The sequence below is a fragment of the Bosea sp. RAC05 genome (assembly GCF_001713455.1).
In the GTDB taxonomy this organism is placed as follows: Bacteria; Pseudomonadota; Alphaproteobacteria; order Rhizobiales; family Beijerinckiaceae; genus Allobosea.
Genome location: NZ_CP016464.1, coordinates 2,653,042 through 2,665,714, shown reverse-complemented (window position 1 = coordinate 2,665,714; position 12,673 = coordinate 2,653,042). Strand labels below are relative to the sequence as shown.

Annotated in this window: 13 protein-coding genes; 3 read left to right on the top strand and 10 right to left on the bottom strand. The window is 68.1% G+C overall.

The features are described 5' to 3' along the window. Positions 1 to 3: 3 nt before the first annotated feature. From BSY19_RS16110 to BSY19_RS28520, 5 genes are all read right to left on the bottom strand, one after another. Positions 4 to 1,302, bottom strand: a complete 1,299-nt coding sequence (locus tag BSY19_RS16110; RefSeq protein WP_069055025.1) for a lipoprotein-releasing ABC transporter permease subunit — start codon at positions 1,300 to 1,302, stop codon at positions 4 to 6. Further along, complete coding sequence (gene proS, locus BSY19_RS16105; RefSeq protein WP_069055024.1) at positions 1,299 to 2,630, bottom strand: proline--tRNA ligase; 1,332 nt, start codon at positions 2,628 to 2,630, stop codon at positions 1,299 to 1,301. Before proS ends, BSY19_RS16110 begins: the two co-directional genes overlap by 4 nt. Positions 2,631 to 2,755: 125 nt before the next feature. Then, complete coding sequence (coaD, locus tag BSY19_RS16100) at positions 2,756 to 3,256, bottom strand: pantetheine-phosphate adenylyltransferase (protein ID WP_069057172.1); 501 nt, start codon at positions 3,254 to 3,256, stop codon at positions 2,756 to 2,758. Between the two features lie 74 nt (positions 3,257 to 3,330). Continuing rightward, positions 3,331 to 5,418, bottom strand: coding sequence for a methyl-accepting chemotaxis protein (locus BSY19_RS16095; protein WP_069055023.1), 2,088 nt, complete (start codon positions 5,416 to 5,418; stop codon positions 3,331 to 3,333). A 117-nt stretch (positions 5,419 to 5,535) separates the two neighbouring features. Further along, the gene (locus tag BSY19_RS28520; protein ID WP_257785727.1) at positions 5,536 to 5,658 is read right to left on the bottom strand and encodes a hypothetical protein; all 123 of its coding nucleotides are present in this window, start codon (positions 5,656 to 5,658) and stop codon (positions 5,536 to 5,538) included. Between the two features lie 152 nt (positions 5,659 to 5,810). On the opposite strand from BSY19_RS28520, the gene BSY19_RS16090 reads away from it, so the two are divergent. Next, the gene (locus BSY19_RS16090; RefSeq protein ID WP_069057171.1) at positions 5,811 to 7,685 is read left to right on the top strand and encodes an ABC-F family ATP-binding cassette domain-containing protein; all 1,875 of its coding nucleotides are present in this window, start codon (positions 5,811 to 5,813) and stop codon (positions 7,683 to 7,685) included. 7 nt (positions 7,686 to 7,692) lie between these two features. On the opposite strand, the gene BSY19_RS16085 is transcribed toward BSY19_RS16090, so the two are convergent. Further along, positions 7,693 to 7,872 (bottom strand): hypothetical protein, encoded by a 180-nt coding sequence (locus BSY19_RS16085; RefSeq protein WP_069055022.1) that lies wholly within the window; start codon positions 7,870 to 7,872, stop codon positions 7,693 to 7,695. Between the two features lie 168 nt (positions 7,873 to 8,040). Next, positions 8,041 to 8,841, bottom strand: coding sequence for a hypothetical protein (locus tag BSY19_RS16080; protein ID WP_210184381.1), 801 nt, complete (start codon positions 8,839 to 8,841; stop codon positions 8,041 to 8,043). A gap of 5 nt (positions 8,842 to 8,846) precedes the next feature. Here BSY19_RS16080 and BSY19_RS16075 point away from each other — a divergent pair, with 5 nt between their 5' ends. Beyond that, entirely contained in the window at positions 8,847 to 10,325 is a 1,479-nt protein-coding gene (locus tag BSY19_RS16075) for a cytochrome P450 (protein WP_210184380.1), read from the top strand. A 10-nt stretch (positions 10,326 to 10,335) separates the two neighbouring features. After that, the gene (locus BSY19_RS16070) at positions 10,336 to 11,481 is read left to right on the top strand and encodes an ATP-grasp domain-containing protein (RefSeq protein WP_069055020.1); all 1,146 of its coding nucleotides are present in this window, start codon (positions 10,336 to 10,338) and stop codon (positions 11,479 to 11,481) included. Between the two features lie 38 nt (positions 11,482 to 11,519). Here the strand turns inward: BSY19_RS16070 and BSY19_RS16065 are convergent, their stop codons facing one another. The 3 genes from BSY19_RS16065 to BSY19_RS16055 are packed head-to-tail and all read right to left on the bottom strand — an operon-like array spanning position 11,520 to position 12,642. Further along, positions 11,520 to 11,735, bottom strand: a complete 216-nt coding sequence (locus BSY19_RS16065; RefSeq protein WP_069055019.1) for a hypothetical protein — start codon at positions 11,733 to 11,735, stop codon at positions 11,520 to 11,522. 47 nt (positions 11,736 to 11,782) lie between these two features. Next, entirely contained in the window at positions 11,783 to 12,193 is a 411-nt protein-coding gene (locus tag BSY19_RS28385; RefSeq protein WP_236840375.1) for a hypothetical protein, read from the bottom strand. Further along, a complete protein-coding gene (locus tag BSY19_RS16055) occupies positions 12,190 to 12,642 on the bottom strand; it encodes a DNA polymerase III subunit chi (RefSeq protein WP_069055018.1) in 453 nt (150 codons plus the stop codon). The genes BSY19_RS28385 and BSY19_RS16055 overlap by 4 nt, the downstream gene beginning before the upstream one ends. Positions 12,643 to 12,673: the final 31 nt, after the last annotated feature.

Here is a 12,673-nt window from a genome sequence, read left to right as displayed (position 1 = left end):
GCCTCAGCCCATCCTCAGCGCCTGGACGGGGTCGAGCCGCGCGGCCTTCCAGGCCGGATAGAGCGTGGCCAGCAGCGACAGGACGAGCGCCATCACGACCACGCTCGTCACCTCGCCCCAATCGATCACGGAGGGAATGTCGCTCAGGAAGCGAACCGTCGGATCCCAGAGATTGGCCCCGGTGATCCAGTTCAGCGCGGCCATGATCGCCTTGATGTTCTTGGCGAAGACGACGCCGAGCGCGAGCCCGGCCAGCGTGCCGAAGACGCCGATCGCCGCCCCCGTGATCAGGAAGACGCGCATGACCGTGCCCCGCGTCGCGCCCATGGTGCGCATGATGGCGATGTCGGCGGTCTTGTCCTTCACCAGCATGATCAGGCCGGAGACGATGTTCAGCGCCGCGACCAGCACGATCAGCGTCAGGATGATGAACATCACGTTCCGCTCGACCTCGAGCGCGTTGAAGAAGCTGCGGTTGCGCTGGCGCCAGTCGGAGAGGACGAGCGGGCGTGGCGCATCGGCCTCGATCGCGTCGCGCACCCCCTGCGTCCGGTCGGGGTTGTCGACGAAGATCTCGATGACGTTTACGTCGCCATCGCGGTTGAAATAGGCCTGCGCCTCGCCGAGCGGCATGAACACGAAGGAGGCGTCGAACTCGGTCATGCCGATCTCGAAGATCGCCTGGATCGGATAGGCCTTGATGCGCGGGGCCGTTCCGAACGGCGTCGAGGCCCCCTTGGGCGAGATGATGTTGATGGAATCGCCGACCTGCAGCCCGAGCGAATCCGCCAGCCGCTTGCCGACGGCGACGCCGCCCGCCTTGTCGAACCCGTCGAGCGTGCCACGACGGACATTGCCGCCGATGAAGGGAATGGCCTTGATGTCGGCCTCGCGGATGCCGCGGACGAGCACGCCACCATTGCCCGTCTGGGACGAGGCCAGGGCCTGCCCCTCGACCAGGGGGATCGCCAGCCGGATCCCCGGAATCGACCGCAGGCGCTGCGAGACCATGTCGTAGTCGTCGAGCGGGCGGTCGATCGGCGTTGCGAAGATGTGGCCGTTCACGCCGACGATCTTCTCCAGCAGCTCCTTGCGGAAGCCGTTCATCACCGACATCACGATGATCAGCGTGGCGACGCCGAGCAGGATGCCGAGGAACGAGAAGCCGGCGATGACGGAGACGAAGCCCTCGCGCCGCCGCGTGCGCAGATAGCGCCCCGCCAGCAGCCATTCGAAGCCGGCGAAGGGCCGCGTCCCGCTCGGTGCCTCGCCCTGACGATCGCTGTCCGTGGCGACGCTCACGCCGCCTTGCCCTTGAACCGGTCGAGCGCGGCCTCGAGCGAGACCAGTTCGCGCTCGCCGCCGGCGCGGCGCTTGATCTCGACCTTGCCCTCGGCCAGCCCCTTCGGCCCGACGATGATCTGCCAGGGCACGCCGATCAGGTCGGCGGTAGCGAACTTGCCGCCGGGGCGCGCATCGGTGTCGTCGTAGAGCGCGTCATAGCCCTTGGAGAGCAGGTGCCGGTAGAGGCGCTCGCTGGCGCCATCCGTCTCGGCGTCGCCGGCCTTGAGATTGAGGACCGCCACGTCGAAGGGAGCGATCTCCTCCGGCCAGACGATGCCGGCCTCGTCATGGCCAGCCTCGATCAGCGCGGCGACGAGCCGGCTCGGACCGATGCCGTAGGAGCCGCCATGGAGCAGCACCTGCTGGCCGTCCGGCCCGGTGACGCTCGCTCCCATCGGCTCGGAATACTTCGTGCCGAAATAGAAGATGTGGCCGACCTCGATGCCGCGCGCTGAGACCTGCTTCTCCGCGGGAAGCGCGTCGAAGGCCGGTTTGTCGTGCATTTCCTCGGTCGCCGCGTAGAGGCTCGTCCATTTGTCGACGATGCCCTTCAGCCCCTCGACGCTGTCGAAATCGGTGTCGGCGGGCGGCGTCTCGAAGTCGAGATAGTCCTTGTGGCAGAAGACCTCGCTCTCGCCGGTGGAGGCGAGCACGATGAATTCATGGCTGAGATCACCGCCGATCGGCCCGGTGTCGGCCCGCATCGGGATCGCCTTCAGGCCGAGCCGCGCGAAGGTGCGCAGATAGGCCGTGAACATGCGGTTATAGGTGTGGCGGGCCGCCTCCTTGTCGAGATCGAAGGAATAGGCGTCCTTCATCAGGAACTCGCGGCCGCGCATGACGCCGAAGCGGGGGCGGACCTCGTCGCGGAACTTCCACTGGATGTGATAGAGATTGAGCGGCAAGTCCTTGTAGGACTTGACATAAGCCCGCACGATCTCGGTGACCATCTCCTCGTTGGTCGGGCCGTAGAGCATGTCGCGCTCATGCCGGTCCTTGATGCGCAGCATTTCCTTGCCATAGGCGTCGTAGCGCCCGCTCTCGCGCCAGAGATCGGCCGACTGAATGGTCGGCATCAGGATCTCGACGGCGCCCGAGCGGTTCTGCTCCTCGCGGACCACGGCGCTGATCTTGTTGAGCACGCGCAGGCCCAGCGGCAACCACGAATAGATGCCGGCCGATTGCTGGCGGATCATCCCGGCGCGCAGCATCAGCCGGTGCGAGACGATCTCGGCCTCCTTGGGCGTGTCGCGCAGGATCGGCAGGAAATAGCGGGAGAGACGCATCGGAGACACTCGATCGGGGGGCGATGGGCGCGGACGGCACACCGATTCACTTCGCCCAGACACCATCGCTCTGCACAAAATGCAAACCAAAATCTGCTGAGCCGGACAGCCGGCGCTGCGCGGCGTCAGCGCTGCGCGAAACGCTCCTTCAGCGCCGCGAGCACCGGCGCCGGGACGAAGGGCGAGACATCGCCGCCGATCGCCGCGATCTGGCGGACCAGCGTGGCCGTGATGTGGCGCACGCTGCCCGAGGCCGGCAGGAACACCGTCTGGATGTCGGGCGCCATCGTCGCGTTCATCCCGGCCATCTGCATCTCGTAGTCGAAGTCGGTGCCGTCGCGCAGGCCCCTGACGATGATCGTGGCGCCCGCGCGGCGCGCCGCATCGACGGCGAGATCGTCGAAGGTCACGACCTCCAGCGACGCCCCGGCCGCCGCGGCGAGCGGCCCGGCGACCTCGCGCAGGAGCGCGGCGCGCTGGCCGGCCTCGAGCAGTGGCGCCTTGCCGGGATGGACGCCGATCGCGAGGACGAGGCGCTCGCACAGGCGCGCCGCGCCGGCGATCACATCGGCATGGCCGTTGGTCACGGGGTCGAAGGAGCCGGTGTAGAAGGCGGTTCTGGGGATGGCGCGCGTCATGGCTCAAGGGTTAGTCGCTGCGCCCTCGCCCGACAAGCGGCCCGAGGCGCGGACGCTGCCCCTCAGGCGGCCCTGACCTGGACGATGAACCCGGCCACGCGCGACTTGAGCTGGTGGGCGAGGTCGGTCAGTTCGGCCGAGGCGCGCGACACGGCGGCGGCGGCCTCGGAGGTCTGCTGCGAGGCCGCCGACACCAGGCTGGTCGCCTCGCCGATGCGCGAGAACTCGCTGGTCGCAAGGCCGACATCCTCGACGATCGCATGCGTGACACCGTGCTGATGGCGCATCGTCTCCGCGGCGCGCCGCACCACGTCGCTCAACCCGCCGATCATGTCCTGGATGCTGCCGATCGATTCGACGGTCGCCGCCGTGGCCTGGTTCATCGTGGCGATCTGGCGCGAAATGTCGTCGATGGCGCGAGCCGTCTGGCCCGACAGGCCCTTCACCTCGGAGGCGACGACGGCAAAGCCGCGACCGGCCTCGCCGGCGCGAGCCGCTTCGATGGTGGCGTTGAGCGCGAGCAGGTTGGTCTGTGCCGCGATGTCGGAAATCAGCCCGATCACGTCGGAGACGCGCGCCGCACCGGCGGCGAGCTGTTCGACGACGCTGCCCATCGCCTCGGCATGGTCCCTCGCCGTCCGCGCCGACCGGTCGGACGACTGGACGTCGTCGTCGAGACGGTCGATCGCCTGGCGCAGTTCCTGCGCGGCGCCCTCGATCGAGCGGATGCTGGCGACGGCGCGCGAGGTCGCGCCATGGACGGTGACGGCGTTCTCCTGCGTCCGGTTGGCCCCGCCCGAGAGCTCCTGGGCCGTGACGCTGAGCTGCTCGGCCGCCGCCGACACTGACGAGGTGACCCCGAGCACCGAGCGCTCGAGATCGCTCGCCAGATCGGCGAGCAGGATCGAGCGCTGCTGGGCCGACTCGCGCTCCCGCTCCTCGCGCTCCTCCAGCCGCTGGCTCTCGTCGCGCAGCATGTTCTCGCGGATCTTGGCCACCGCCGCCGCAATGGCGCCGATCTCGTCGCGCCGCTTTTCGCCGGGAATGCGCAGATCGGTGCGGCCGGCGGCGATCCCGGCCAGCGCCTCGGCGAGGCCGGCGATCGGCCGCGTCACCGAGAGCCCCATCAGCAATGCCAGGAGCAGCAAGGGCCCGATCACGGTCAGCGCGCCGGTGATCAGGGCCCGGTCGAGCTTGTCCATCACGGCGAAGGCCTTGCGATCGGTCTTGGTCAGCCACAGCAGCCAGGTCCCACCGGCGACCTTGAGCTCGCGCCCGACGGCGACGAGCGGCTCGCCATCGCGGCTGGTCAGCCGCAGGATGCCTTCGCTCGACAGCCGGCTGCGATCCAGCGTCTCGCGCGGGCTGCGGCCCGCCAGCCGCGCCGACGGATCGGAACGCAGGAAGCCGTCGGAACCGACGACATAGGTCTTGATGTCGAGCGAGGTGCCCGCAACCGACGCCAGCGCCGCGTCGATGAAGGACGCGCCGACCGAGAGCACGACGGTCCCGACGGGTTGGTGGGAGGCCGGATTGTAGAAGCGCTGGGCGACGAAGGCCCGGGGTTCCCCGCCCACCACGTCATAGGGTGCAAAATCCACGGCCGCAGACTGGTCGACCCCGACGACGGCCGCAGCGGCTACCGCCTTCGCCAGGCCGGTGTCAGCCAGATCCGACTCGTTGAGGAGCCGCCCGAACTCGGCCCCCTTGGTGACGCTGTAGACGACGCGGCCATTGGGGGCGACGAGGTAGATGTCGGCATAATCGAACTTCCGGAGCGCCGCGAGATAGGTTCCGTGAAACTCGAGATGGCGCCTCATGTAGCCGTGGCGCTGGCCGAGACCGGCGCGACCCATGCGCTCATCGGCACCGAGCGCCCCGCCCTGCTGGAAATAGTCGATGATGGCAGCGCGCTGCTCGGGCAGTTCCATCCAGCCACGGATTTCGTCGAGGGACGACACCTGATGGGCGCTGTAGGCCTGCACCGAGAGTTCGGCGACGAAACGGTTCCAGCGGCGCTCGAGCGCCCTCGCACGCCCTTCCGCCAGCACGGTCAACCGTTCACGAACGGCCTCATCGGCCCAGATCGAGACGGCGCGATATCCGGAGAGACCGACCGCGAGCACGGCCAGGCAGGCCAGCAGGAGCATGGCCGCAGGAAGTCTGACTCTCAGGCTCGACAAAGTCCGGGGCCCCGTGTTCCGCAGCGGAAGCGCGCACCCCGGACAAGAACAGATCGCGGTTAACGTTGATTGAAGGCCGGCCCCTCAGGACATCGGCACGATCGCCAGAAGGGCCATGGCGCTGCCGATCGTGACGGACAGCAACACCAGCAGGGAGGCGGAAACCGAACTCCGGCGCCGGCCGAAACCACTCAGATCGAAATGCATGTCGGCTCCTCCACGAATCGGTCGACCGTCGCTTCCTCTTGGTGATGAGACCGCCGGGCCCGCGGATGGCGAGATCATGGCGGAAGCATGACAGCCCGTTTCCTGTCGTTTTCGTGATTGCCTTCACCGGGTCTTCGCGCCAGAACCCCGCGATGCTCACCATCAACGACATCACCTATCGTCTCGGCGAGCGACTGCTGCTCGATCATGCCAGCGCCTCGCTGCCGGACGGATCGCGCGTCGGACTCGTCGGCCGCAACGGCACCGGCAAGACCACCCTGTTCCGGATGATCACGGGCGATCTCTCGCCCGAGGGCGGCAGCATCAGCCTGCCCAAGGGACGGCGCATCGGCGGCGTCGCGCAGGAGGCGCCGGGCGGGCCGGAATCGCTGATCGAGGTGGTGCTCGCCGCCGACACGGAGCGGGCCGCCCTGCTGGCTGAATCCGAAACCGCCACCGATCCCCACCGCATCGCGGAGATCGGCACGCGCCTGGCCGATATCGATGCGCATTCGGCGCCGGCGCGGGCTGCGACCGTGCTCTACGGTCTGGGCTTCGACGAGGCGGCGCAGCAGCGCCCCTGCTCCGACTTTTCCGGCGGCTGGCGGATGCGGGTGGCGCTCGCCGCCGTGCTGTTCTCGGAGCCCGACCTGCTGCTGCTCGACGAGCCGACCAACTATCTCGACCTCGAGGGCACGCTCTGGCTCTACGACTATCTTGAGCGCTATCCGCACACCGTGCTGGTCGTCAGCCATGACCGCGAGCTGCTCGACACCTGCGTCGATCACATCCTGCATCTCGACCAGGGCAAGCTGACGATCTACCGCGGTGGGTACTCGTCCTTCGCCAAGCAGCGCGCCGAGAAGCAGATGCAGCTCGCCAAGGCGAAGGAGAAGCAGGACGCGGAGCGCAAGCATCTCCAGTCCTTCGTCGACCGCTTCAAGGCGAAGGCGACCAAGGCGCGCCAGGCCCAGTCCCGCGTCAAGCGGCTGGAGAAGATGGAGACGATCGCGACCATCGTCGACCGCGACGTCCAGCCCTTCAGCCTGCCCGGTCCCGAGCGGCCACTGGCGCCGCCGATGATCGTGCTCGACGACGCCAGCGCCGGCTATGGCGAGCGCAAGGTGCTCTCGAAGCTGAACCTGACGCTTTTGCCGGACGACCGCATCGCCCTGCTCGGCTCGAACGGCAACGGCAAGTCGACCTTCTGCAAGCTGATCGGCGGGCGGCTCGCGCCGCTGTCGGGCACGATGCGCAAGTCGTCCAAGCTGGAAACGGCCTATTTCGCCCAGCACCAGCTCGACGAACTGCGCCTGGAGGACACGCCGGTCGGGCATCTGCGCGACCTGATGCCGGAGGCGCCGGAGGCGAAGGTCCGCTCCAAGGCGGCGCAGATCGGCTTCCCCGCCTCCAAGGCCGACACGCCGGTGAAGAACCTCTCGGGTGGCGAGAAGGCGCGGCTGATGCTGGGGCTAGCGGCCTTCGCGGGGCCGCATCTGCTCATCCTCGACGAGCCGACCAACCATCTCGACATCGACAGCCGCACCGCGCTGGTCAACGCCATCAACGACTACCCCGGCGCGGTGATCCTGGTCAGCCACGACCGCTTCCTGATCGAATCCTGCGCCGACCGGCTCTGGATCGTCGGCGACGGCACCGTGAAGAACTTCGACGGCGACATGGAGGATTACCGCAGCCTCGTGCTCGGCGGCGCCAAGGCGGCGCGGCGCGAGAAGGCGGCCGAGGCGTCAGGCACCAAGCCGAAGACCGAGGAGCGCAAGGAGGCGGCGACGAAGCGCATGGCGCAAGGGCCGCTGCGCCAGAAGCTCAACCTGACCGAGGCCAAGATCGCCAAGCTCACCGGGCTGATCGAGAAGGTCGACGGCGTACTCGGCAATGGCGCCGCCTTCGCCCGCGACCCCGAGAAGGCGCTGACGCTGTCGCGCCAGCGCGCCGACCTCGCCGCGGCGCTGGACGCGGCGGAGGAGGAGTGGCTGGAACTGAGCGCGGAGCTGGAGAGCGCCTGAGCGCGCCCTAGCGCAGCTTGGCGATCCCGATGCCGTCGAGCTTGGCGCGATCCTTGATCGATTCCTCGCTGCGGGTCAGCGCCTTGGCGATCGCCTTCAGCGCCATGCCCTTCCTGGCGAGCGTCTTCAGCTTGTCGAGTTCCTCGCCCGTCCAGGGCTGGCGGTGACGTTCGAAGCGCTCGGCCATTTTGGGCTGCTCCTGCGCGATGCAACGGTGGGGCGAAGGCGCGGCCAAAGGCGCGCGCAGCATCCGACCTTGTCGCATCCTATCCCGCGGCGGCGAAGTGTTTTCAGCCCCCGCCCGACAAGCGCTGTCGGCTGCGCGAGCGGCGTCAACCTGCCTGGGCCGCTGCCATCACGGCGACGCGCCCTGCCGCGCCCGCGGCAACAGGCTCAGGCGGATCCTGACCTGATGGTAGATGATGATCGACAGCCCCACCACCAGCGGCACCGCCCAGAGGATCGGGTTGAGCGCGATCTCCGGCATGAGCCGCACGGCGCCAAAGGCGAAGAACGCCGTGTAGACCGAGATTCCCGCCCCGACGAGACCCTTGAGATGTTCCTTCAGCCAGTCTTTCGGGCCGGGGTTGGCTGTCAGCATAAAGGCGAGGTTGGTCGCCACCGTGGCAAAGCCGACCACCGACATGCCGATCATCAGAGGCTGCCCGATCAGCCACCCTTCGACGGCGCAGGCGAGCGCCGCCACGAACAGCACCGGCTGCAGGATGAGATTGGCGCCACGCCGGTTGGCGGCATGGTCGCGCTTGTTGCGGACGCATTGCAGGCCATACCAGGCGAGATTGACGGTCAGGATGGCGAGATACAGCATCATGACCCCGAAGATGCCGCGCACGAACACGGCATCCTTCAGATGCGGATGGGTGCCCAGCGGGTCCGCCAGCGTGCACAGGCTGATGGCGATCGCGAATGAGCCTGTCCATAACAGGCAGGTGGTGAAGACCCTGCCCCATTTGCGGTGCACCGGCGCGCCCTTGCGCCCCACGACCGGCGGCCAGAAACTGACCAGCCCCACCGCCCCGAAGACGATGTGACCGATGATGAAGGCGTGAAACAGCCACCACAGCATCACGGACCGACTGACATTTCGAGTGTCCAGAATTATTGACAGATTGCCGCAGGCCGCCCTACTCTTCAAGGGCTGTGACCGAGAGCCGCGCCACCCATCTGACGACGGCCTGCCCGCATCTCGAGGGCGCTTCACTGTGTCCGGCTGCCGGCGAAAGCACTGCTCCGGCGCGGCCGACCGGCGCGCCGGACTACGAGCCGCCGCGTCCGCGGCCGCTGGGCCCGTTGAGCGCGCTGCTGCGGGCCGCCTGGCGCGGCGATGGCGACCTGCTCAGCCTGCTGCCGAAGGAAGCCTATGAGGTCGATGTCAGCCCGCTCGGCTATTCGCGCCGCTCGATCCTGATCGTCAACGCGCCGGAGCTGACGCGCACGGTGCTGACCAATCCGACCGAGATCTACCCCAAGAACGATCTGATGGTGGGCGCGCTGAGGCCGCTGGTCGGCGACAGCATCTTCGTCTCCGATGGCGCGCCGTGGCGGCGGCAGCGGCGGATGATCGACCCCGCCTTCTCCCATATCCGCCTGACCCGGGCCTTTGGCGCGATGACGGCTGCGCTCGACGATTGCGAGGCGCGGCTCGCGAGCGCCGCCCGCAGCGGCGAGAGCTTCTCGATCGATCTCTCGATGAGCCAGCTCACGGCCGACATCATCTGTCGCACCGTCTTCTCGACGTCGCTGGACACGGACGTGGCGCGGGATGTCTTCACCTCCTTCGCGCATTTCGAGCGCCGGGTCGCCCATGTCGAGATCAGGCGGCTGATCTTCGACAGGGCGTTCAAGGACATCCCGCAGAAGGCCGACGTGCTGGAAAGCTGCCGGCTCATCCGCGCCCATATGGGCACGCTGCTCGACTCGCATCTCGCCGCGGGGGCCAGCTTCGACGACATCTGCTCGGCCGTGATCGCGGCGCGGGATGCGGAGACGGGCGCGGCCTTCACCCGCGAGGAACTGATCGACCAGCTCGGCGTGTTTTTTCTCGCCGGCCATGAGACGACGGCGAGTGCCCTGACCTGGGCCATGTTCATCGCCGCCGAACGCCCGGAAGTGGCGCAGCGCATCCGCGCCGAGGTCGAGGATGTGGCGGGGACGGGCGAGATCGGCTTCGAGGCGGTGAAGCGGCTCACCTACACCCGCAATGTCTTCAAGGAGTCGATGCGGCTCTATCCGCCGATCACCTTCATCCCGCGTGTCGCGGCCGAGGCCACGACGATCGGGCGCTACAAGGTCAAGCGCGGCGCGATGATCATGATCGCGCCCTGGACCATCCACCGCCATGAGAAGCTCTGGCGCGATCCGCACCGGTTCGACCCCGATCGGTTCCTGCCGGAGCGCGAACACGAAATGGTGCCGGGGGCCTATCTGCCATTTGGATTCGGGCCGCGCATCTGCGTCGGCGCGGCCTTCGCGACGCTTGAAGCGACCCTGATCCTGGCGAGGCTGTTCCGCCGGTTCGACGTCCACCCGCTCGAGCCCGGCAAGGTCGAGCCGGTCGCGCGGCTGACGACGCGCCCTAAGCACGAGATCATGGCCCAAGCCCGCCTGCGCGCGGGCTAGCCGGCCTCCAATGCCGAGCCTGCTCCTCACCATCGGACGGCTGCCCAAGGCGCTGGATTTCGCCCGTTCGTTCCATGCCGCGGGCTGGCGGGTGGTGGTCGCCGAGCCTTTCGGCCGACATCTCACCGGCGCGTCGAACAGCGTCGCCCGGAGCCTGACCACGCCCCCGCCCTCGGCCTCCAAGGCCGCCTATCTCAAGGCGCTGCTGACGATCATCCGGGAGGAGCGGATCGATCTCGTGCTGCCTCTCTCGGAAGAAACGATGCATGTCGCCCATCTGCATGGGCGGCTGCCGGCCGGCGTGCGCCTGTTCGCGCCGTCCCCCGAGATCCTGCTGCCGCTGCACGACAAGGCGCGCTTTCCCGTGCTCGCGTCGGCCCATGGCTTGCCCGTGCCCGCAACCGCCCTGCTCGGCACGCCCGAGGCGGCACGCATCGCCGCCGACGGCGCCTTCGTGCTGAAGCCGGTGCTGTCCTGTTCCGGGCGCGGGGTCTCCCTGCACGAGGCGGGCGCCGCGTTACCTGCCCCGGGCGGGAGCGCCATGGTCGTGCAGCGCCGCCTGCCGGGCGCCCATGTCAGCAGTTTCACGCTGGCCCATCAGGGCCGGGTTCAGGTGACGGTGCTCTATCGCGGCACGGTGATGGCCGGCACCGTGGCGGTGGCGTTCGAGCGTATCGAGCGGCCTGACATTGCGGCGCTGATCGAGGGCTTCGTCGCGCGCCTGGGGCACAGCGGCTTCATCTCCTTCGACTTCATCGACGATGCCGAGGGCCAGCCGCATGCCATCGAATGCAATCCACGGGTGACCAGCGGCGTCCACTTCGTCGAAACCGCCGACCTCGCGCCCGCGATTCTCGCGCCGTTCGCACAGCCGCTTTGCCTGCGCCGGCCCAGCAAGATGCAACAGCTCTATCCGACCCTGACCGAAACCCAGGGTTCGATCCTGACGCCGAGGCGCTATCTCCACAATGTCCGCCAGCTCTTCACCTCGCGCGACGTGACCTGGGACAGGACGGACCCGATGCCGCTGATCTCGATGCCCGTCACCGCGTTCGGCATCATCCGCATGGCGATGGCGCAGCGGCGCACCTTCGGCCAGGTCTCGACCGACGACATCAGTTGGTTCGAGGGAGAGCGGGTCGACGTTCAGGCCTAGCGCGGTCTCGGAGCCCATTGCATGGCATCAGGCGTCGGCTATCGGGGCCATGCCCCGCCGTTCCGGGCGCGCAGTCGCGCCCGCGCCTCCTCGACCAGCGACTGATAATCACTGTCAAAAGCTGCCGAGACGCAACGTTCGAGCGCGTTGTTCAGGGCGTTGAGAGCCCAAAGCTCGGCATCGGCGACCACAGCCGCGCGGATCGGTGCACCGCGCCCGTCCTCGAGCCAGCGCTGCAGCAGGTCGAACAGCACGAGCGTCTCGTCGGCCCCGAGCCCCAGTCCCGATCGGGCTTGCTCGCTTATCCCTGCCCCGGCTTCACGATCCGGCTGAGCCTGTTGTCGGTGAACATGTAGATCTCGCGGCCGCCGGGCTCGGAATAGAGCACCTGGACCTCGCGCTGGCCCTTGCCGCTGTCGCCGATCAGGACATCGGTCGGCCTCGTGCCCTTCAGCTTCACCAGCTCGCATTCGGTGATGCCCTCTGTGATCGCCGGCGGCAGCGGACGGGCCGAGGTCCCGGCGCTGCATTCGCCGTCGGGCGTCAGCGTCGCCTCCTGCGTCGAGGCACTCGCCGTGAGGCTGGTCGTCGTCGTGGTCGTCACCGGGCCGGACCGGCCCTCGCGGATGTCCGAGGTAAAGGCGAAGCCGCCCATATCGACGGAACAACCGCCCAGCGCGGCGGCACAGAGCAGCAATACGGACAGTCTCACGCTTTCTTCTCCCAGCGGCCGGTCTCGTCCTGCTGCCAATAGCTGGCGGCGTGGCCGGAGGACCTGGCCTTCTTCCAATCCTCGCGCGCGGCGGTCAGCGCGTCGGGATCGTCACCATCGAATATCAGGACGATCCGCTCGTAGCCCTCCAATGCGTCGGGAATGCGGACACCCTCGGCGCAGATGCGCACCTGCGCGGCGTTCGGGTTGTGCGCCTGGGTCGTCAGCACCACCGGATTGGCGGCGGCATCGGCTTCCATCGCCGTGACATGGGGCAGGAAGCTGTCGTCGGCATAGGTCCAGAGGTGGTCGTCGACGGCGCCCAGCCGCTCCTGGCTCGACACCTCCACCACCACCTTCTGGCCGCGCGACAGGGCGCGGTCGAGAATCGTCGGCAGCACCTGTTCGAGCGGGCGCGACTGGAGGTGGAAGAACAGGATCTCGGCCATCAAGAGCCTTTGCGCGACAGCGGGTTGAGCG

What these genes read in the sequence shown, in the direction of transcription:
- BSY19_RS16090 (WP_069057171.1), top strand. Translation starts at nt 5,811, where the DNA reads ATGCTCACCATCAACGACATCACCTATCGTCTCGGCGAGCGACTGCTG.
- BSY19_RS16055 (WP_069055018.1), bottom strand. Translation starts at nt 12,642, where the DNA reads ATGGCCGAGATCCTGTTCTTCCACCTCCAGTCGCGCCCGCTCGAACAG.
- BSY19_RS16095 (WP_069055023.1), bottom strand. Translation starts at nt 5,418, where the DNA reads ATGCTCCTGCTGGCCTGCCTGGCCGTGCTCGCGGTCGGTCTCTCCGGA.
- proS (WP_069055024.1), bottom strand. Translation starts at nt 2,630, where the DNA reads ATGCGTCTCTCCCGCTATTTCCTGCCGATCCTGCGCGACACGCCCAAG.
- BSY19_RS16085 (WP_069055022.1), bottom strand. Translation starts at nt 7,872, where the DNA reads ATGGCCGAGCGCTTCGAACGTCACCGCCAGCCCTGGACGGGCGAGGAA.
- BSY19_RS28520 (WP_257785727.1), bottom strand. Translation starts at nt 5,658, where the DNA reads ATGCATTTCGATCTGAGTGGTTTCGGCCGGCGCCGGAGTTCGGTTTCC.
- BSY19_RS16070 (WP_069055020.1), top strand. Translation starts at nt 10,336, where the DNA reads ATGCCGAGCCTGCTCCTCACCATCGGACGGCTGCCCAAGGCGCTGGAT.